Annotated in this window: 16 protein-coding genes; 12 read left to right on the top strand and 4 right to left on the bottom strand. The window is 63.1% G+C overall.

Features of this window, described 5'->3' with window-relative positions; genetic code table 11:
* Positions 1 to 269 precede the first annotated feature (269 nt).
* From ileS to G8767_RS13990, 4 genes are all read left to right on the top strand, one after another.
* Positions 270 to 3,383, top strand: coding sequence for an isoleucine--tRNA ligase (ileS, locus tag G8767_RS14005; protein WP_166810501.1), 3,114 nt, complete (start codon positions 270 to 272; stop codon positions 3,381 to 3,383).
* A gap of 67 nt (positions 3,384 to 3,450) precedes the next feature.
* The gene (locus tag G8767_RS14000; RefSeq protein WP_095969892.1) at positions 3,451 to 3,789 is read left to right on the top strand and encodes a TfoX/Sxy family protein; all 339 of its coding nucleotides are present in this window, start codon (positions 3,451 to 3,453) and stop codon (positions 3,787 to 3,789) included.
* 36 nt (positions 3,790 to 3,825) lie between these two features.
* Positions 3,826 to 5,190: a DNA polymerase IV gene (locus G8767_RS13995; RefSeq protein WP_166810500.1), complete on the top strand. Its 1,365-nt coding sequence runs from the start codon at positions 3,826 to 3,828 to the stop codon at positions 5,188 to 5,190.
* Between the two features lie 116 nt (positions 5,191 to 5,306).
* A complete protein-coding gene (locus tag G8767_RS13990; RefSeq protein ID WP_029538256.1) occupies positions 5,307 to 5,816 on the top strand; it encodes a hypothetical protein in 510 nt (169 codons plus the stop codon).
* A gap of 83 nt (positions 5,817 to 5,899) precedes the next feature.
* Here the strand turns inward: G8767_RS13990 and G8767_RS13985 are convergent, their stop codons facing one another.
* The 3 genes from G8767_RS13985 to G8767_RS13975 all read right to left on the bottom strand — a co-directional run bounded on the left by G8767_RS13985 (position 5,900) and on the right by G8767_RS13975 (position 9,121).
* Positions 5,900 to 7,291 (bottom strand): glutamate decarboxylase, encoded by a 1,392-nt coding sequence (locus tag G8767_RS13985; protein ID WP_095969894.1) that lies wholly within the window; start codon positions 7,289 to 7,291, stop codon positions 5,900 to 5,902.
* Between the two features lie 142 nt (positions 7,292 to 7,433).
* Positions 7,434 to 8,198 (bottom strand): sensor domain-containing protein, encoded by a 765-nt coding sequence (locus G8767_RS13980; protein ID WP_346842990.1) that lies wholly within the window; start codon positions 8,196 to 8,198, stop codon positions 7,434 to 7,436.
* Positions 8,195 to 9,121, bottom strand: a complete 927-nt coding sequence (locus tag G8767_RS13975) for a hypothetical protein (protein WP_166810498.1) — start codon at positions 9,119 to 9,121, stop codon at positions 8,195 to 8,197. The genes G8767_RS13980 and G8767_RS13975 overlap by 4 nt, the downstream gene beginning before the upstream one ends.
* Positions 9,122 to 9,288: 167 nt before the next feature.
* On the opposite strand from G8767_RS13975, the gene lspA reads away from it, so the two are divergent.
* From lspA to dnaE, 5 genes are all read left to right on the top strand, one after another.
* Positions 9,289 to 9,876, top strand: coding sequence for a signal peptidase II (gene lspA / locus G8767_RS13970; protein WP_230091214.1), 588 nt, complete (start codon positions 9,289 to 9,291; stop codon positions 9,874 to 9,876).
* Positions 9,873 to 10,799: an RluA family pseudouridine synthase gene (locus G8767_RS13965; protein WP_007733161.1), complete on the top strand. Its 927-nt coding sequence runs from the start codon at positions 9,873 to 9,875 to the stop codon at positions 10,797 to 10,799. Before lspA ends, G8767_RS13965 begins: the two co-directional genes overlap by 4 nt.
* Entirely contained in the window at positions 10,796 to 11,467 is a 672-nt protein-coding gene (locus G8767_RS13960; RefSeq protein WP_166810497.1) for a hypothetical protein, read from the top strand. The genes G8767_RS13965 and G8767_RS13960 overlap by 4 nt, the downstream gene beginning before the upstream one ends.
* The gene (gene rarD / locus G8767_RS13955; RefSeq protein WP_166810496.1) at positions 11,464 to 12,402 is read left to right on the top strand and encodes an EamA family transporter RarD; all 939 of its coding nucleotides are present in this window, start codon (positions 11,464 to 11,466) and stop codon (positions 12,400 to 12,402) included. The genes G8767_RS13960 and rarD overlap by 4 nt, the downstream gene beginning before the upstream one ends.
* Positions 12,403 to 12,501: 99 nt before the next feature.
* Positions 12,502 to 16,038: a DNA polymerase III subunit alpha gene (gene dnaE / locus G8767_RS13950; RefSeq protein WP_166810495.1), complete on the top strand. Its 3,537-nt coding sequence runs from the start codon at positions 12,502 to 12,504 to the stop codon at positions 16,036 to 16,038.
* Positions 16,039 to 16,133: 95 nt separating this feature from the next.
* Here the strand turns inward: dnaE and G8767_RS13945 are convergent, their stop codons facing one another.
* A complete protein-coding gene (locus G8767_RS13945) occupies positions 16,134 to 16,367 on the bottom strand; it encodes a hypothetical protein (protein WP_166810494.1) in 234 nt (77 codons plus the stop codon).
* Positions 16,368 to 16,601: 234 nt separating this feature from the next.
* Here G8767_RS13945 and G8767_RS13940 point away from each other — a divergent pair, with 234 nt between their 5' ends.
* The 3 genes from G8767_RS13940 to ilvA all read left to right on the top strand — a co-directional run bounded on the left by G8767_RS13940 (position 16,602) and on the right by ilvA (position 20,359).
* The gene (locus G8767_RS13940) at positions 16,602 to 17,036 is read left to right on the top strand and encodes a nitroreductase family deazaflavin-dependent oxidoreductase (protein WP_065456581.1); all 435 of its coding nucleotides are present in this window, start codon (positions 16,602 to 16,604) and stop codon (positions 17,034 to 17,036) included.
* A 113-nt stretch (positions 17,037 to 17,149) separates the two neighbouring features.
* Positions 17,150 to 18,925 (top strand): pyruvate dehydrogenase, encoded by a 1,776-nt coding sequence (locus tag G8767_RS13935; RefSeq protein WP_095969900.1) that lies wholly within the window; start codon positions 17,150 to 17,152, stop codon positions 18,923 to 18,925.
* A gap of 78 nt (positions 18,926 to 19,003) precedes the next feature.
* Positions 19,004 to 20,359, top strand: a complete 1,356-nt coding sequence (gene ilvA / locus G8767_RS13930; protein WP_095969901.1) for a threonine ammonia-lyase IlvA — start codon at positions 19,004 to 19,006, stop codon at positions 20,357 to 20,359.
* Positions 20,360 to 20,366: the final 7 nt, after the last annotated feature.

Here is a 20,366-nt window from a genome sequence, read left to right as displayed (position 1 = left end):
CACGTCGCAGGACAAGTATTAGACTGTCGATCACGAATACCTGGCTTTGATCCGGCAATCACCGGGGAGCTTTCGGAAGAACGGTTCTTGCCGCTTCAGGCGACGAGAACTCAGTAGAACCGAACGGGTGGGCCCGTCACAGCTCGATCGAGTGGCACCTCGGGATCCAAGCGCGGATCGGCGGGGTGCAAACGGGGTGGTACCGCGGTGTCGGCGCACAAGCGCCACGTCGTCCCCGTGCCGAGTCCGACTGGCACGAGGAGATCGCCATGGCGAGTAACGGGTATCCCAAAGTCGACTACGGTGTCCCCGCCGACACCGGAGTCAAGTTCCCCGATCTGGAACAGAAAGTCCTGAAACAGTGGGACGACGACGACACCTTCCGTGCGTCGGTTGCCAATCGGGACGGTAACGAAGAGTTCGTTTTCTACGACGGACCGCCATTCGCAAACGGTTTGCCGCATTACGGTCACCTGCTGACGGGGTACGTCAAGGACCTGGTGCCGCGCTTCCAGACCATGCGTGGACGCAAGGTTGAGCGACGCTTCGGCTGGGATTGCCACGGCCTGCCCGCGGAACTCGAAGCGGAGAAGCAACTCGGCATCAAGGACAAGGCCGAGATCGAAGTCATGGGTCTGGCCAAGTTCAACGAGTACTGCAAGGCCTCGGTGCTCAAGTACACCGACGAGTGGCGTGACTACGTCACTCGCCAGGCACGTTGGGTCGACTTCGACAACGACTACAAGACCCTGGACGTCGACTTCATGGAGTCCGTCATGTGGGCCTTCAAGGAGCTGCACGACAAGGGCCTGATCTATCAGGGCTTCCGCGTGCTGCCGTACAGCTGGTACGAGCAGACTCCGCTGTCCAATCAGGAGACTCGCCTCGACGACGCGTACAAGATGCGTCAGGATCCCGCAGTCACGGTCGACATGCCGCTGGTCGCTCCGGGGTCACCCCTCGACGGCGCAAACGCGATCATCTGGACCACGACCCCGTGGACCCTGCCGTCCAACTTGGCGACTGCGGTGCATCCCGAGGTCGACTACGTTCAGGTGCTCGGTGAGGACGGAAAGCGGTATGTGCTCGCGGAAGCGCGGGTGGCTCATTACGCACGTGAGCTGGGGGAGGACCCCGAGGTCGTGTCCCGTCACAAGGGCACCGAGTTGGTCGGACTGTCTTACACGCCGCCGTTCGACTTCTTCCTCGGACATCCGAACGCACACGTCGTGCTCTCGGCCGACTACGTGACAACCGACTCCGGAACCGGAATCGTCCACCTCGCACCGGCTTTCGGTGAAGAGGATATGGATGTCGCCACGGCAAACGGCATCGAGGTCGTGCAGCCACTCGATCCGGGTGGAAAGTTCACCTCGATGGTTCCGCCGTACGAGGGCTTGATGGTCTTCGACGCCAACCCCGTCATCATCAAGGACCTCAAGGCTGCCGGAAAGCTGCTGCGGCACGAGACGATCGAGCACTCCTACCCGCACAGTTGGCGCAGTGGGCAGCCGCTCATCTACATGGCGGTTCCGTCGTGGTTCGTCGCGGTCACCAAGTTCCGCGACCGCATGGTCGAGCTGAACAAGGACATCACCTGGGTGCCCGAGCACATCCGTGACGGCCAGTTCGGCAAGTGGCTCGAAGGTGCCCGCGACTGGAACATCAGCCGAAACCGCTACTGGGGCAGCCCGATCCCGGTGTGGGTGTCGGACGATCCGCAGTACCCGCGTACGGATGTGTACGGATCGCTCGACCAGTTGGAGGCAGACTTCGGTGTGCGTCCGACCGATCTGCATCGGCCGATGATCGACGACCTGGTCCGCCCGAATCCGGACGATCCGACCGGGAAGTCGATGATGCGCCGTGTTCCCGAGGTGCTCGACTGCTGGTTCGAATCCGGTTCGATGCCGTATGCGCAGGTGCACTACCCATTCGAGAACCGTGAATGGTTCGAGGGCCATTTCCCGGGCGATTTCATCGTCGAGTACAACGGCCAGACTCGCGGCTGGTTCTACACGCTGCACGTGCTGGCCACCGCACTCTTCGATCGTCCGGCGTTCAAAACCGTTGCCGCGCACGGCATTGTGCTCGGCGACGACGGACTGAAGATGAGCAAGTCCAAGGGCAACTATCCGGACGTGAAGGAGGTGTTCAACCGCGACGGCAGCGATGCGATGCGATGGTTCCTGATGTCTTCGCCGATCCTGCGCGGGGGAAACCTCATCGTGACCGAGCAGGGCATCCGCGAAGGTGTGCGTCAGGCGTTGCTCCCGCTGTGGAACGCCTGGAGCTTCCTGCAGTTGTACGCGCCGGAATCCGGTGTGTGGCGTACCGATTCGGAGAACATCCTCGATCAGTACATCCTGGCCAAGCTCGCGACCACCCGCGACGTGATCACCGAGGCCCTCGAGGTCAACGACATTGCCGGCGCGTGCGACGAGCTTCGGTTGTTCTGTGACGCGCTCACCAACTGGTATGTGCGACGTTCTCGTTCGCGGTTCTGGGACGAGGATCGCGACGCGATCGACACCTTGCACACCGTGCTCGAGGTCGTGACGCGTCTCGCCGCGCCGCTGTTGCCGTTGGTGTCCGAGGTGATCTGGCGCGGGCTGACCGGGGAGCGCTCGGTTCACCTGGCTGATTGGCCGGAGGCGTCGGAGCTCCCGGCGAACCCCGAGCTGGTAGCGGCGATGGACGACGTCCGGACCGTGTGCTCCACGGTGTTGAGCCTGCGCAAGGCACAGAATCTGCGTGTTCGTCTTCCGTTGCCTGAGGTCACGGTCGCGGCGCCGGATGCCGAGCGTCTGCGTCCTTTCCTCGGACTGATCGCCGACGAGGTCAACGTCAAGAAGGTCGATCTGACCGATGACGTCGACGTGCACGGGCGCTTCGAGATCGCGGTGAACGCGCGTGCTGCAGGACCGCGTCTGGGCAAGTCCGTGCAGACCGTCATCAAGGCGGTCAAGGCGGGCGACTGGACCGAGAACGCGGACGGCGTCGTGGTTGCGGCGGGCATCGAACTGCTGCCAGAGGAGTACACGCAGAAACTGGTTGCAGCCGAGCCGGATTCGACGGCTGCACTGCCCGACGGTGCGGGACTGGTCGTACTCGACTCCGCTGTGACGGAGGAACTCGAAGCCGAGGGCTGGGCCAAGGACCGTATCCGTCAGTTGCAGGATGCGCGTCGTGCCGCCGGTTTGGATGTCTCGGACCGGATCAACGTCGTGCTCGAGGTTCCGCAGGACTGCAAGGAGTGGGCGGAGCGTCATCGCGAATTGATCGCCGGTGAGGTTCTGGCCACCTCGTTCTCGGTGGGTGAAGCAGGAGACGACGCCGTCGATCTCGGTGACGGTATCCGCGCCGCGATCACGAAGGTCTAGTACCGACGCGACTACTCCGGCTCCCGATGAATGTCTGTATGTCGGGGTGCCGGAGTAGTTTGCTCTCATGGGTACGAGCAAGGAAACCGTGGCGCGCATTCTCGAGCAGTTGGAACCGCTCGACGTGCGGGCAAGGGCGATGTTCGGCGAGTACGGATTGTATTGCGACGAGAAGATCGTGGGCTTGATCTGCGGAGACGTCTTGTTCGTCAAACCCACCGAGGTCAGTGCTGATTTCGGGTCAGAGGCCGATCTGGCTCCGCCGTACCCGGGGGCAAAGGATTACTACCGGGTGCCGGAGGAACGGCTGCAGGACCTCGATCATCTGCACGCCTTCATCCAACGGACTGCCGACGTATTGCCCCTGCCGAAGAAGAAGTCGCCCAAGAAGAAGGCGCGGACGTAGATTCTGCACCTACTTTTGAGAGAACCGTAACTCCCGATGAATCAAGGTGATCCCACACGAAGTCGCAGGTGGGTGCTGCATCTCGACATGGATGCCTTTTTCGCTTCCGCCGAGCAGTTGACCCGTCCCACGCTGCGAGGTCGCCCGGTGCTGGTCGGCGGCTTGGGCGGGCGCGGAGTGGTCGCGGGGGCAAGCTACGAAGCGAGAGTTTTCGGTGCCCGTTCGGCAATGCCGATGCACCAAGCACGCCGGATGGTCGGTGGCGGAGCGGTGGTGTTGCCGCCTCGGATGTCGTTGTATTCGGTTCTGAGTAAACGCACGTTCGACGCTTTGCGCCTGCGCATGCCGATCCTCGAACAGTTGTCGGTTGACGAGGCCTTCGGAGAACCGGTGGAGTTGGCCGGCGTCGGGGCCGACGAGGTGCGCGCGTTCTGCGAAGACCTGCGGGCGTTGATCAAAGCCGAGACAGGGTTGGTGGCCTCGATCGGTGCCGGCGCAGGTAAGCAGGTTGCCAAGATCGCGTCGGGACTGGCAAAACCCGACGGCGTCGCAGTGATTCCTCCCGGGATGCAGCATGAGTTGCTCGATCCACTTCCCGTGCGAAAGCTGTGGGGGATCGGCCCTGTTGCCGAGGAAAAGCTCAAGCGTCTCGGCATCGAAACCATCGGAGGGTTTGCCCGCACTCCCATGGCGGAGGTGGCGTCGATACTCGGAACCACTGTCGGACCGGGGTTGCATCGGCTCGCGCAGGGGATCGACGACCGGCCGGTCGCCGAGCGTGCCGAATCCAAGCAGATCAGCGCGGAATCGACGTTCGCCGCAGACATCGTCACGATGGCACAATTGCGCGCGGCCGTCGAAAGTAGTGGTCGTGCAGCGTTTTCCAGGCTGGAGAAGGACGGAAGAGCTGCTCGCACCGTCGTACTGAAGCTCAAGAAGTCCGACATGAGTATCTTGACTCGATCCGTAACGCTGCCGTTCGCCACCATCGACCGCCAGATCCTTATCGCGACAGCGCAGAAACAGGTCATCGATCCACAGGAATTGGGGCCGATTCGCCTGGTCGGTGTGGGATTCGCCGGTTTGTCCACGGTTCGGCAAGGATCACTTTTTCCCGAGTTGGATCAGGACGTTCCCGGCTATCCGGTCGAGACTCTCACGGGCGCCCTCGATGAGGCCGAACTCGACGTTCCGGTGGCCGCACGCGTGCCTCAGCGCTACTGGCACCCTGGTTTGGACGTGAAGCATCCAGAATACGGACACGGTTGGGTGCAGGGTGCCGGGCACGGAGTGGTGACAGTTCGCTTCGAAACCCGTTCCAGCGGAACGGGAATAGCCAAAACCTTCGCCGAATCGGATGAGGTGCTCGAGGTAGCAGATGCGGTCGACAGCCTTCTCTGAGGATGTCCTTAGACTTTTTCCGCTTACCGTTGGGTAATGTTGTCGACGATCCTCGAGCAAGCACGATGTTCGACTGACGCTCGAATGTGAACACCCGAATGGATAGGACTGAGAAGTTGAAGCTTCAGAAGATGACCGTTGCAGCCGTGGCGATCGCAGCAGCCCTGACGATGACCGCTTGTGGGTCGGATGACAAGACCGACTCACCCACAACGTCGTCCAAGACCACGACGACCACGACGGCCTCGGACTCGACAGATGCACCGGTCGCGTTGCCGACCGCCCCTGAGCTCAACGCGAAGGTCGCCCAGGCACTCGACGAGAGTGTTCCGGCCGCAGACAAGGTCAACCTCGTCCAGGGAGCTGAGGCTGATCCCGAGCTGATCAACCAGGTGGCCGCTGCCGCCAAGGCTGCCGGCGCGCAGGTCGAGATCCTCGACCCGGTCACCGACACGGGTAGCGAGACGGCCGCAGCTTCGCTGAACATCGTCGTCAACGGCCAGCCGCTGCAGCAGGGTCTGCAGGCTTCGTTCGTCTACGAGGACGGCGTCTGGAAGCTCTCGAAGACCACCGCTTGCCAGATCGTCGGCGTTGCAGGTCTGACCTCGCCTGCTTGCGCTGCTTGATCTCTGCGCAACACCTGAAACACCAGAGCGGCCGTCGACTCCCGAAGGGGAGTCGACGGCCGCTCTTTCTGCGGTAAGCGTCGTCAGTGATGGAATCCCTCGGTAACCCGTGGCCGCGGCATCGGGCTGTCCAGCTCGTCGAGGAACGCGGTTTCCTCCTCGATGATGCGCAGCAGGTTGGCCGCCAGGTCCATACTCAGTCCGTTACGAACCACGATGCGCTGCACTGTCAGATCCGCGAGATCGTCCGGCATGGGATAGGCCGGCACCAGCCAGCCCTTGCCGCGTAGTCGGTCCGACAGGTCGTACAGCGTCCAGTTGGACGTGTGGCCCTCGGCGAGGCGCCACGCGAAGACCGGGATGTCGGAACCGTCGTTCCACAGTTCGAACGCGTCGAGCTTCCCGATCCCTTCGGCGAGGAATTTCGCCACGTCCTGTGAGGACTGCTGGATCGCGCGATAGCCGTCGTGGCCGAGACGCAGGAACAAGTAGAACTGCAGGATCACCTGAGCACCGGGTCGCGAGAAGTTCAGTGCGAAGGTCGGCATACTGCCGCCGAGGTAGCTCACCTTGAAGACGAGGTCGTCGGGAAGTAGATCCTGAGACCGCCACACCACCCATCCGAGGCCCGGGTAGACGAGCCCGTACTTGTGCGCCGAGGTGTTGATGGAGTGCACGCGCGGGAGGCGGAAATCCCATTCGAGTTCGGGCTGGAGGAACGGGGCGATCATCGCACCGGAAGCGCCGTCGACATGGATGGGGACATCGAGGCCAGTCTTCTCCTGAATGGCGTCGAGAGCTTTCGAGATTTCCAGGACCGGCTCGTACATCCCGGTGTACGTGACGCCCATGATCGCGACGACGCCGATGGTGTTCTCGTCGACGTACTTGTCCAGATCGTGACCGTCGAGGGTGCGGTGTTCCTCGCTGATCGGCACGTAACGCGCTTCGACGTCCCAGTAATTGCAGAACTTCTCCCAGCACACCTGGACCGCGGAACTCATGATGAGATTTGGCTTTTCGGTGGACTTGCCCGCGGCTTTTCGCGCGTGCTGCCAGCGTCGTTTCATCGCCAGGCCACCGAGCATGCAGGCTTCGGACGAGCCGATCGTCGAGGTACCGATCGCGTCCTTGGGGGACGGTGAGTGCCAGAGATCGGCAAGGATGCGCCAGCAGTAGGTTTCGATCGCGGCGGTCTGCGGATACTCGTCCTTGTCGATCATGTTCTTGTCGAACGACTCGGCATACAGTTTGGTGGCGTGATCGTCCATCCACGTGCTGACGAACGTCGCGAGATTGAGCCGCGCATTGCCGTCGAGCATCGTTTCGTCGTGGACGATCTGATAGGCGGTCTCGGGAAGCATGCCGTCGGGTTCGAGTGTGTACTTCGATGCAACCGAATCCTCGCCAGGCCTCGAGAAGATCGGATTGACGGCTACGTAATCGGTGTGATCTGACCTTCTGGGTTCCGGCATGAACTTCTGCTCCTCACATCAGTGTGTCGCGTTGGTCTGTTTCGTACCTACTCTCACCGTTCAGTGTGGACGGGCAGTTGTCAAAGGGTCTGTGGTCCCGAATCATTCGCGTCAGGCCGAGACGGGACGAATCCGCTTGGTGTCAGGGCGTTTGTGCGCGCAGGCGATCTGCGGCGGCCGACGCCATCGAGTGCAGAACATCGGGGGCGATCGGACTCGGCGCCGTCGCGGACACCTGAGTCAACGTGGTCCCGACTGCGGCCACGACTGCATCGGCGACCAAGGTGAAACCGCCACTCTCCGTGATGATTCGGAAGGCGAAAGACGCGTCGCCGACGTTCGGGTTCGTGGCTCCGCCGACGCGATAGGTGATTGTCGTTCCGTCGGCATCGGTTCCTGAATACTCCGCACACCCGGCCAGCGTGGTCTGAAGTTTCTCGAAAGCTGCTGCTGCCGCTGCGCCGTCGGCGTACGAAGCAGAGTCCTGGTCGATGCTCGTGAAATCGGGACCGGTGAACATGTCGGAGAGGTCGGCGACCGATCCGGCTGCCTGGGTGGCTATCGGCGCCAGAACCTGAGCGCAGACGGCAGGGTCGGTGCTCGACTTGTCCGCCTCCGAACTCTCCGGCGCCGGTGCGAGGCCGAGGTCGTCGACCGGGTCGGGAACGATGTCGAAGTCGGCAGGTAGTTCGGAGAGGGTGAGCGCGGCTCGCTGCAGCGCGTCACGGTCGAGAGGTGCCCCGCTCAGCGGTGCGGCCGGAGCAGCCGTGAACGGCGCCAAGCCGACCTGTGGGGCGGAAACCTGCGTAGTTGTGTCAGCACTAGGAGAGTCGTCCGAGCCGCAACCGGTGACGACGAACAGTGCCGCCGTTGCTGTCAGGCCCAGTGCGAGCGACCGGCGTGTCACGATTCCCACCGAATGCTGTTGGAGATGGTCTGCCGGATCACCGAGGAGCTGTCCGGGTCGCCGTATGCCTGGTCGCCGCCGACGGTCATCTGTCCGTCGATCGGCAAGGGGAGTGAGAGGTCGACGGTGAGGTTTCCGGAGCCGGCCATGACGTACTGATCGATGTTGAGCGTTCCGGCGTCACCGGCCAGGTTCCAGACCGGGCTCTGCGGGGTCTGCGATACGTCCACCGCGAGCGAAAGCCGATTGCCCTCCCGCGCGGTGAGCGTGACGGTGGTTGTCTGATCGAGCAGGATTTCGCTGCTGACTTGCTGCCGAACCACCCAACGTGCGCCGATACCGACCGGAGCGTCGGGGAGTGCAACGGTCCGGTAGACCGCTTGGCCGAGCGCCTGTTCGATTGCAGCGCGGGCAGCATTGGCCGAGTTGGCGGACGGCTTCAACCGTAGGGCGGTGATGGCGCCCGAATCCGTGACCGACAATCCGGCCGCAGATCCGTCGGCCCCGCTCAGCGCTGCCTGCAGCGTTGCGTCCGGCGAGGTCATCGACGACAGCGTCAGGTCCACGACAGCGGTGGGATCGTCGGCGGTCACGTTTGCCGAGAGCGGGATCGTGATCTCCGGCGAAGAGAAATCTTGTGCCGGCTGTTGATCGATCTGCTGACTCACGACCGCCTGGGTGACGAGCGTCGCCGTCTGCGTGGTGCCGACAGGCAAGTTCATGCGCAATACCTCGCGCGGTTCGCTTCCCCCATCGAGTACCTCGACGGTGGCGGCGGTCACCGGAACAGTGACTTCGCTCGGCGACGAGGTGGGTGTGGTGGGAGGTTGATCCGAGTCGCCGCAAGCGGTGAGAACGGTGGTGAGAGCGAGGGCAGCGAGGGCGAACGGAACTCGTCGGCCGGTCGTGGACAGCAGTGGCACGCGCTCCAGGCTAGCCGCAGTTGCAGAGTGCGTGACCCGGTGCGGTGAACATGAGGGATGATGGTTGCGTGAGTACAGACCACCCAGACCGAGATGTCAACGCGGAGGATCAGCCGATTACCGAAATCTCGAAGGCCGACGAGCCCGAAACCGTGAAACCGGAAGCCGTGAAATCGGAAGACGGTGACTTGGCGGTTGCGCCGGTCGCAAAGCCCCGCCGGCTGACCATGCTCATTGCCATCGCCGCTGTCATCCTGCTCTCGGACATTCTCACGAAGGTGTGGGCCGTCGCCGCGGTCAAGCCGGGGCAGCCGATCGAAATCATCGGTGACGTGGTCACATTCACGATGGTCCGCAATCCGGGAGCAGCGTTCTCGATGGCGACGTCGATGACGTGGATCCTCACCCTTGTCGCCATCGGTGTCGTCATCGGTGTGATCAAGATCGGTCGCACGCTCCGATCACCGTGGTGGGCGCTGGGTCTCGGCCTCGTGCTCGGCGGCGCGCTGGGTAACCTCGTCGACCGATTCTTCCGCTCTCCCGGAATCATGCGCGGACATGTGGTGGACTTCGTCTCCGTCGGTTGGTGGCCGGTGTTCAACATCGCGGATTCCGCGATCGTCTGTGGCGCGATCCTGCTTGTCGTACTGACTCTTTTCGGCTTCGAACCCAACGGTGAACGCCTGCGTGATCACAAGGCGGACGACAAGAAGCTCACCGAATCGAAGGCCGCAGCCGAGGGAGAAACCAAGTGAGGGAATCCCGTTCGATGCCCGTGCCTGACGGCCTCGACGCCATGCGGGTCGATGCCGGCCTCGCGCGCCTTCTCGGACTCTCGCGCACCGTGGTCGCGACACTCGCGGAAGAAGGCTCGGTACTCGTCGACGGTGTGGCGGTCGGCAAGTCCGATCGTCTGACCGCAGGGTCGTGGCTCGAGGTTGTCCTGCCCGAACCGCCGCGGCCCCTGACCATCGAGGCGACGCCCGTCGAGGGGATGGAGATCCTCTACGCCGACGACGACGTCGTGGCAGTCGACAAGCCCGTCGGAGTTGCCGCGCACGCCAGCGTCGGGTGGACGGGACCGACGGTCATCGGCGGACTTGCCGCGGCCGGTTTCCGTATCTCGACGTCCGGTGCCCACGAGCGTCAGGGCATCGTCCACCGTCTGGACGTCGGAACGTCGGGTGTCATGGTGGTTGCCACCTCCGAGCGCGCGTACACGTTGCTCAAGCGTGCGTTCAAACAGCGGACCATCGACAAGCGCTACCACGCTCTCGTTCAGGGACACCCCGACCCGAGCAGCGGAACGATCGACGCGCCCATCGGACGCCACCACGGGAACGACTGGCGGTTCACGGTCACGGCCGACGGCAAGCCCAGCGTCACGCATTACGACACCATCGAGGCGTTCCAAGCAGCAAGTCTGCTGGACGTGCACCTCGAAACCGGTCGCACACACCAGATTCGCGTCCACTTCTCGGCGTTGCGCCATCCGTGCTGCGGCGACCTGACCTACGGCGCGGACCCTCGACTTGCCGAAAGGCTCGGTCTCGAGCGCCAGTGGCTGCACGCAGTCTCGCTCGGCTTCGCACACCCGGCGGACGGCCGCTGGGTCGAGATCAAGAGCAAGTACCCGAAGGATCTCGAACACGCACTCGAAGTTCTCCGGTCCTCATGACACCGCGCGGGCTCGCTCCCGCGCTGGCCGTCGTCGCAGTGGCGGCGGTGGTCGGTGTGGGGTTCGCGAATCCCGTGCCGACCCCGCCGATCAGGACGGACACTCTCGGCCCGGACAGTGGGGAAGCTGTGCCGGACTACCTCGACCGAGCGCGAGATTCGATTGCGGCCCTCGACGGGCCGGTGTGGGCGTTGGTCTCCTTCACGAAGGCACTCACCGTCGACGAGGTCATCACGACGACCGGCAGTTCTCAGGTTTCGAGTGTTCGTGTGCCCGATGTTCGGGTGGCGAGGGTCATGTACCGAGTACCGATCGAGCGCGTCCAGACGCCGCTCATGTCGGTGCCCGTTCCCGACAACGACGAAGCAGTGCGCAGATCGCCCGGAGTGGCAGCTACGCGACTGGCCTCGCTCGGCGGCGACACCGATCGTCAGCAACAGGTCGCTCTCGCGTCGGCGAAGCAACTGTCCGCAGGGTGCGCCTGTGCGGTAGGTGTACTGGTGCGAGCTACTCCCGAAGGACTCGACGCGATCGCACGTGAGTCGAACGTCCGTGCAGTGGAAGCATTGCCGTCCGACGCCTCGCCCTGGTTGGCGGCCGTCCGTCCCTTGCTGCCGGAGTACGTGGACGTCGTTGCTCCCGGTCCCGACGACGGTCCGGTCCCGTGAGCGAGGACAAACGCGCTGATTCCCGATCGTCCTCGGGAATCTTCTACGGCGTAGCGGCTTTCCTGTTGTGGGGAACGTTTCCGGCTTTCTTCGGGCTTCTCGACTTCGCCGATCCGGTCGAGATCCTTGCGCACCGTGTGGTGTGGACCCTTCTGTTGATGCTGATCGTGTTGGCCTTTGCCGGCCGTCTCGGATCGCTTCGCGGAATCAGCGCACGCACCTGGCTGCTGGTGACGGCGGCGTCAGCGGCGATCGCAGTGAACTGGGGGACGTACATCTATGCCGTGGTGTCCGGCCGCGTCGTGGAGGCGGCCCTCGGGTACTTCATCAACCCGCTGGTCACCGTTCTGCTCGGCGTCGTGATCTTCCGCGAGCGATTGCGTCCCGCCCAGATCGCTGCGCTCGTCCTCGCCGCCACGGCAGTTGTCGTGATCACGGTCGACTTCGGTAAACCCCCGATCGTCGCTTTGCTTCTCGCCGGTTCGTTTGCCACCTACGGGTTGGTCAAGAAGGTGGTTCCGCTCGATCCTCGAACCAGTTTGACCGCCGAGGGAGTCGTTGCTGCTCCGTTCGCGGTCGGCTACCTCGTGTTTCTCGGCCTGACCGGGGCCGGTGCATTCATCGGCAGCGGCGCCGGACACAGTCTGTTGCTACTTGCCGCCGGCCCGGTCACCGCGCTGCCACTGCTCCTGTTCGGCGTCGCCGCGCAGCGAGTTCCGTTGGCGACGATGGGCATGCTGCAGTACCTCACTCCGGCACTGCAGATGGCGTGGGGAGTGGCCGTCATGCACGAGGACATGCCGGCGTCACGCTGGATCGGCTTCGTTCTGATCTGGGCCGCGCTGGTGATCTTCACGACAGACACCTTCGTCGCCGGTCGGCGTTCTCGGCGTTCGATGAGGTCGAGCGTCGAACCTGAGGTTCCGGTCACGTGATCCGAGGCGGCACGCTGCGACTCCACGATGGCGGTCGCCGAACGTGTCGGCAACGCGGCATACACTCGATCTCGCTCCCAGACCTTCAGAGAGGCGCACGTGGCTGACTCGTTCGTACATCTTCACAATCACACCGAGTACTCGATGCTCGACGGTGCGGCCAAGGTCGGCGCCATGTTCGAGGAGGCCGCTCGTCTCGAAATGACCGCCGTCGGCATGACCGACCACGGAAACATGTACGGCGCCAGCCAGTTCTACAACGAGGCAAAGAGTGCCGGCATCAAGCCGATCATCGGCATCGAGGCCTACATCGCGCCGGAATCCCGCTTCAACACCAAGCGAGTTCTGTGGGGAGATCGCAGCCAGAAGTCCGACGACGTCTCCGGTAGCGGCGCGTACACCCACATGACGATGGTGGCCGAGAACGCGACCGGGCTCCGCAACCTCTTCAAGCTGTCTTCGCTCGCATCGATCGAAGGTCAGCTCGGTAAATGGCCGCGTATGGACGAAGAGCTCATCGCCGCGCACGCCGAGGGCATCATCGCCACCACGGGTTGCCCGTCCGGTGAGATCCAGACCCGTCTTCGTCTCGGCCACGATCGTGAGGCTCTCGAAGCTGCTGCGAAGTGGCAGGAGATCTGGGGACCGGACAACTTCTTCCTCGAACTGATGGATCACGGTCTCTCGATCGAGCGCCGTGTGCGCGAGGGTCTGCTCGACATCGGCAAGCAACTCGGTATCCCGCCACTTGCCACCAACGACTGCCATTACGTCACCAAGGACGCAGCCGAGAACCACGAGGCGCTGCTCTGCATCCAGACCGGCAAGACGCTGTCCGATCCCACTCGCTTCAAGTTCGACGGCGACGGCTACTACCTCAAGTCCGCTGCCGAGATGCGCGCCATCTGGGACAACGAGGTACCGGGGGCATGCGACAACACTGTTGCCATCGGCGAGCGTGTGCAGTCGTACGAGGACGTCTGGGCGTTCCACGACCGCATGCCGATCTTCCCGGTCCCGGAGGGTCATACACAGCAGACCTTCCTGCGTGCCGAGGTGATGCGCGGACTCGACCGCCGCTTCCCGAGCGGACCTCCGCAGGAGTACCTCGCCCGCGCAGACTACGAGATCGGCGTCATCAACGAAATGGGCTTCCCGGCCTACTTCCTCGTGGTCGGCGACCTGATCAACCACGCCAAGGACGTCGGCATCCGTGTCGGGCCCGGCCGTGGATCGGCCGCCGGTTCGTTGGTGGCCTACGCGATGGGTATCACCAACATCGACCCGATCCCGTACGGGTTGCTGTTCGAGCGATTCCTCAACCCCGAGCGCGTGTCCATGCCCGATATCGATATCGACTTCGATGATCGCCGTCGCGGCGAGATGGTTCGCTACGCGACGGACAAGTGGGGCAACGACAAGGTCGCCCAGGTCATCACCTTCGGCACCATCAAGACCAAGGCTGCCATCAAGGACTCGGCTCGCGTCCAGTTCGGCAAGCCGGGCTTCGCCATCGCTGATCAGATCACCAAGGCACTCCCGCCGCCCATCATGGCCAAGGACATCTCGGTCTCCGGTATCACCGATCCGAAGCACGAGCGGTACAAGGAGGCCGTCGAGGTTCGGGCGCTCATCGACTCGAGCCCCGACGTCGCGAAGATCTACAAGACCGCGGTGGGCCTGGAAGGGCTGATCCGCAACGCCGGCGTCCATGCCTGCGCAGTCATCATGTCGTCCGAACCGCTCACCGACGCGATCCCGGTGTGGAAGCGTGCCCAGGACGGCGCCATCATCACCGGGTGGGACTACCCCTCGTGTGAAGCCATCGGTCTGCTCAAGATGGACTTCCTGGGTCTGCGAAACCTCACGGTCATCGGCGACACGCTCGAGAACATCAAAGCCAACCGCGGCATCGACCTCGACCTCGACACATTGCCGATGGACGATGCTGCAACATACGAACTGCTCGCCCGCGGCGACACCCTCGGTGTGTTCCAGCTCGACGGCGGCGGTATGCGCGAGTTGCTGAAACTGATGCAGCCCACCGGATTCGGCGACATCGTGGCCGCATTGGCGCTGTATCGCCCGGGACCGATGGGTGTGGACGCCCACATCTCGTACGCCAAGCGTAAGAACGCCTTGGAAGACGTCAAGCCGATTCACCCCGAGCTGGAGGAGCCGCTCGCGGAAATCCTCTCCGAGACCTACGGCCTGATCATCTACCAGGAGCAGATCATGCAACTGGCGCAGAAGGTGGCCGGGTACACCCTGGGCCAGGCCGACTTGCTGCGTCGCGCCATGGGTAAGAAGAAGCTGTCCGAGCTGGAAAAGGCGTACGCCGGGTTCCGTCAGGGCATGCTGGACAACAACTTCAGCGAGGCGGCCATCAAGGCGCTGTGGGACACCGTCCTTCCGTTCGCCGGCTACGCGTTCAACAAGTCGCACTCCGCCGGATACGGCCTCGTGTCGTACTGGACTGCGTACCTCAAGGCGAACTACCCGGCCGAATACATGGCGGGTCTGCTGACCTCCGTCGGTGACGACAAGGACAAGTCCGCGATCTACCTCGCCGACTGCCGCAAGTTGGGCATCACCGTGCTCCCGCCGGACGTCAACGAATCGCGAGTCGACTTCGCGACCGTCGGCGACGACATCCGTTTCGGTATGGGGTCGGTGCGCAACGTCGGCGCCAACGTCGTCGCCTCGATCATCAAGGCGCGCACCGAGAAATCGAAGTTCACCGATTTCTCCGACTACCTCGGCAAGATCGACGCGATGGCTTGCAAGAAGAAGGTCACCGAATCTCTCATCAAGGCCGGTGCTTTCGACTCGTTGGGTCATCCGCGCAAGGGCCTGATGTTGGTTCATGCCGACGCCATCGATTCCGTGATGAGCACCAAGAAGGCGGAGGCGATCGGACAGTTCGATCTCTTCGGTGGTGCCGAGGCCGACGAGTCGATCACCTCGGTGTTCGACGTCAAGATTCCCGAGGAGGAGTGGGACTCCAAGCATCGCCTGGCACTCGAACGAGAGATGTTGGGGCTGTACGTCTCCGGTCACCCTCTCAACGGTGTCGAGCACATTCTTCGCCAGCAATCCGACACGTCCATCGCTGCGATACTCGAAGGCGGCGTTCAGGACGGCGCCCAGGTGACTCTCGGCGGCATCATTGCCTCGGTGGACCGCCGGGTCAACAAGAACGGTCTGACCTGGTGCATCGTGCAGCTCGAAGATCTCGTGGGTGGGATCGAGGTGCTGTTCTTCCCACAGGCGTACGCCGTGTACGGAATGGACATCGCCGAGGATGCCATCGTGTTGGTCAAGGCTCGCGTCTCGATCCGAGACGATCGGATGTCGCTGATCGGCAACGACCTCGCGGTGCCTGATATTTCGGCCATCGGCGTCGCACGCCCCCTGTCGGTCTCGCTGCCGCTTCGGCAGTGCACCAAGGACAAGCTCAGTGCTCTCAAACAGGTGCTGACCAGACATCCGGGAACGTCCGACGTCCATGTCCGGCTGATCGGCGGAACCGAGATCAGCCTGTGGAAGGTCGACGACGTCCTTCGGGTCGAACCGTCCTCGGCGCTGATGGGCGATTTGAAGGCATTGCTCGGGCCGAGCTGCCTGACGGTCTGACCACCGATCGAGCGCACCTGAACCACACGAAGGGACCTTGCTGCATCAGCAGCAAGGTCCCTTCGTGGTCCGCTGGAGTTCGGGGAGTGAAGTGATCAGGTGGTGCGCGAGTAGTACACGCGACGCGCCCACCAGGTGGTCACAGCGGCTGTTGCGGAAGTCAGCACTGCAACCTGCATCGACTGGGTGACGGCGCCTGCTATGACGAACAGCACGAAGCCAACCGCGAGAGCTTCGATCTTGTACAGCGGCCAGCGAGTACCGGCGAGATCGATGCAATGGTCGGACGAGGGGCGTGATTCGCGAGTGGAGATATCTGCGGTGGTCATCTCGTCCCTTTCTCGGTGGTGCCGGCTCTCGGTGCTGCCAGCTTCTCGGTGACGCCGGGCCGATACGGCTGTTCGAAGCTGTGGTTTCAGAGTAGCCAGAGATGAGAGTTCGGGCAAGCGAACTTTAATGATCGGCAGCTCACTTAATCGATCAACCAGGGGGAGATGTCGGCTACGGACCTGGTCGGCGCGGTTCGGTGGCCAAGGCAGTCGAGGGGGTGTTCACTGGTACACATGCCAATCACAGGTGAGTACGAACCCAGTCCAGCGTCGTGGGCCGCCGATCAGGTCGCACGCATCGAGAACTCCGGTGGCACCGAGGGAAACGACATGAACGGCATGCCCGTCGTCGTTCTCACGACAATCGGGGCAAAGTCCGGCAAGGTCAGGAAGACGCCGCTGATGCGCGTCGAGCACGACGGCTCGTATGCCGTTGTGGCTTCGCTCGGTGGTGCTCCGAAGAATCCGGTCTGGTATTACAACGTCAAGGCCGATCCGCACGTCACCCTGCGTGACGCGACGCAGGTCTTCGACCTGGTTGCTCGTGAAGTCACCGGCGACGAGAAGGCGATCTGGTGGGAGCGCGCTGTCGCTGCGTACCCCGACTACGCCGACTATCAGACGAAGACCGATCGTGAGATTCCGGTGTTCGTGCTCGAACCCAAGTAGCGCCGGCATTCCACAAGAAACCACTTCACAAGAATCACTGCATAAATCACAAGTAAATCGTCACTCGCGGGGGTCGGCGATCCCGACTCCCATGAGTGTGTCATGGAGGTCTGATGAGTCCGAAAACCGTTGCAGATCAATTGGTTCAGCAGCTCGTCGACGCGGGTGTCAGTCGGATCTACGGCATTGTCGGTGACAGTCTCAATCCCATCGTCGACGCGGTACGTCGCACCGGTGGTTCCGAAAAGGGTGGAATCGACTGGATACACGTCCGTCACGAGGAAGCAGCCGCGTTTGCCGCCGCAGCGGATGCCCAGATCACCGGGAAACTCGCAGTGTGTGCGGGATCCTGCGGTCCCGGAAACCTTCACCTGATCAACGGCCTGTACGACGCTCATCGTTCGGGCGCCCCGGTCCTCGCGATCGCCTCACACATCCCCAGCGCCCAGATCGGAATGGGCTACTTCCAGGAAACGCATCCCGAGCGGATTTTCATCGAATGTTCGAGTTACACCGAACTCGTCAGCACGGCAGTCCAATCACCTCGCGTGGTGCAGTCGGCGATTCAGCATTCGGTGGCTCGAAACGGCGTCTCGGTGATCGTGCTTCCCGGGGACATCGCCGATTGTCCGGCCGAAGGGACCCCGCCGACGCTCGTTGAAACTCGTAGGCCGACAGTCGTTCCGGACGCCGGTGACGTGAAGGCGTTGGCAGACGTGATCAACGGCTCGCGCAAGGTTGCGATCTTCGCCGGCGCGGGTGTGCGAGACGCACGGGAAGAGGTGTTGGCGCTGGCCGAAACCGTCGGTGCTCCCATCGGGCATTCGCTGCGTGGCAAGGAATGGATCCAGTACGACAACCCGTACGACGTCGGGATGACCGGATTGCTCGGTTACGGTGCGGCGCACGACGGTATCCACGGCGCCGATCTCCTGCTCCTGATCGGCACGGACTTCCCCTACGATCAATTCCTGCCCGATGATGTTCGCACTGCTCAGATCGACATCGCGGCCGAGCGGTTGGGGCGTCGAACCAGCCTGGACCTGGCTGTGCACGGCGACGTCGCGAGCACATTGAGTGCACTGATTCCGCAGCTCGATCGCAAGACCGACCGCGGGTTCCTCGAGGACACCCTCGCCAAGCACAACACTCTGATGACCAAAGTGGTTGGTGCATACACGGATCCGGTCAAGCAGCGCACGCCCATCCATCCCGAGTATGCGGCCTCGATCCTCGACGATCTGGCTGCGGACGACGCGATCTTCACTGCCGACACCGGAATGTGCAATGTGTGGACGGCGCGCTACCTCAATCCGAACGGGTCGAGGCGCTTCATCTCCTCGGCATTGCACGGATCCATGTCCAATGCGCTCCCACACGCGATGGGTGCGGCGTGGTCGAGTCCGGGACGTCAGGTCATCTCGGTGTCCGGCGACGGCGGATTGTCGATGCTGCTCGGTGAGTTGGTCACCGTCGCGATGTACAAGTTGCCGGTCAAGATCGTGGTGTTCAACAATTCGACACTCGGAATGGTCAAGCTCGAGATGCTGGTCGACGGCCTTCCGGATTTCGGGGTCGACGTGCCCGCTGTCGACTACGCGGCGGTTGCTGCTGCGCTCGGTATCTTCTCGCGCCGAATCGAGAATCCCGCTGACATCGAAGCGGGCCTACGCGCCGCGCTCGATCACGACGGTCCGGCCTTGGTCGATCTGGTGACCGATCCGCTGGCATTGTCGTTGCCGCCCACCATCACCGGTGGTCAGATGAAGGGCTTCGCCCTGGCGATGTCGAAGATGGTGATGAACGGCGGCGTCGGCGAGGCAGTACAGATGGCCAAGTCGAATCTGCGGAACGTGCCACGCCCCTCGCAGTTGGATCCTCGCGGCTGACCTACTCCCGCCCTGCCCTGCCGACGATGCGGGGCGGGGCGGTGGGAAGGTTGATCCCCGACGTGCGAAAATGGCGGAGTGTCTAACTCGCCCGATGTCGTAGTAACCAAGTCCGCCCTCCCCGCGCTCGACGCGCAGGAGATCGACGCGGCCATCGAGCGAATTCAGCACGTCATTGCGGCTACCCCCTTGCAGTACAGCGACCGCCTTTCGGCGTTGACCGGCGCGCACGTGTACCTCAAGCGCGAGGACCTCCAAGGTGTCCGTTCGTACAAGATTCGCGGCGCGTACAACCTGATCGCTCAGCTCAACGAGGCCGAGCGTGCGGCAGGCGTGGTGACCGCCAGCGCCGGAAACCATGCTCAGGGTGTTGCCTTCGCGTGCCGAACCATGCAGATCAAGGGTCGGATCTATGTTCCGGCCAATACCCCAAAGCAGAAGCGTGATCGCATCCGCGCCCACGGCGGAGCGTTTGTCGAACTGTTCATGATCGGTGAGACCTATGACGCCGCCGCTGCTGCGGCCGCGGAGGACGTAGCCGAAACCGGCGCAACCATGGTCCCCCCGTTCGACGACGTGCGCACCGCTGCGGGGCAAGGAACCATCGCGGCCGAGATCCTCACGCAACTGGACGCACCTCTCGACACGATCGTGGTGCCGGTCGGCGGCGGCGGTTGCATCGCGGGGATAGCCACCTACTTGCACGAGCGGTCGCCCAAGACGTCGATCGTCGGAATTGAACCGTCCGGCGCGGCATCCATGACAGCCGCTCTCGTTGCCGGCGGCCCGGTAACTCTTCCCGACGTCGATCCGTTCGTGGATGGCGCCGCCGTCAAGCGGATCGGCGACGTTCCCTACGAGGTCGTCTCACGTCTGGGTGCTGCCGTCGTGTCGCACGCGTCGTTGCCGCTCGTGGCTCGTCAACTTCAGACGCGCTCCGGTTCGGGATCGTTCGTCGTCAATCAGATCGACGAGGGCGCTATCTGCACGGCGATGCTCGAGCTATATCAGAGCGAGGGCATCATCGCCGAACCGGCGGGGGCGCTTTCCGTTGCGGCACTTCAGAATCTGACGTTCGAGCCGGGATCGACCGTCGTGTGTCTGATTTCCGGTGGCAACAACGACGTCTCCCGTTACGGCGAAATCCTCGAGCGCTCGCTCGTTCACCTCGGGCTCAAGCACTACTTCCTGGTGGACTTCCCGCAGGAACCGGGAGCGCTCCGACGCTTCCTCTCGGACGTGCTCGGGCCGGACGACGACATCGCCCTGTTCGAGTACGTCAAGCGAAACAATCGCGAGACGGGCGCCGCGTTGGTGGGTATCGAACTCGGTTCCGCCGACGGGTTGGCGTCGTTGCTCGAGCGGATGGAGCGCGCGCCGATGCAGTCCGAGAGGCTCGAGCCGGGAAGCCCGGCGTACCGCTATCTGACGTAAGGGACGC

It is taken from the genome of Rhodococcus sp. IC4_135, from assembly GCF_011602025.1.
GTDB classification, from domain to species: domain Bacteria; phylum Actinomycetota; class Actinomycetes; order Mycobacteriales; family Mycobacteriaceae; genus Rhodococcus_F; species Rhodococcus_F baikonurensis.
The sequence above is the reverse complement of the archived record's forward strand: the minus strand, read 5'-3'. Positions and strand labels throughout refer to the sequence as shown.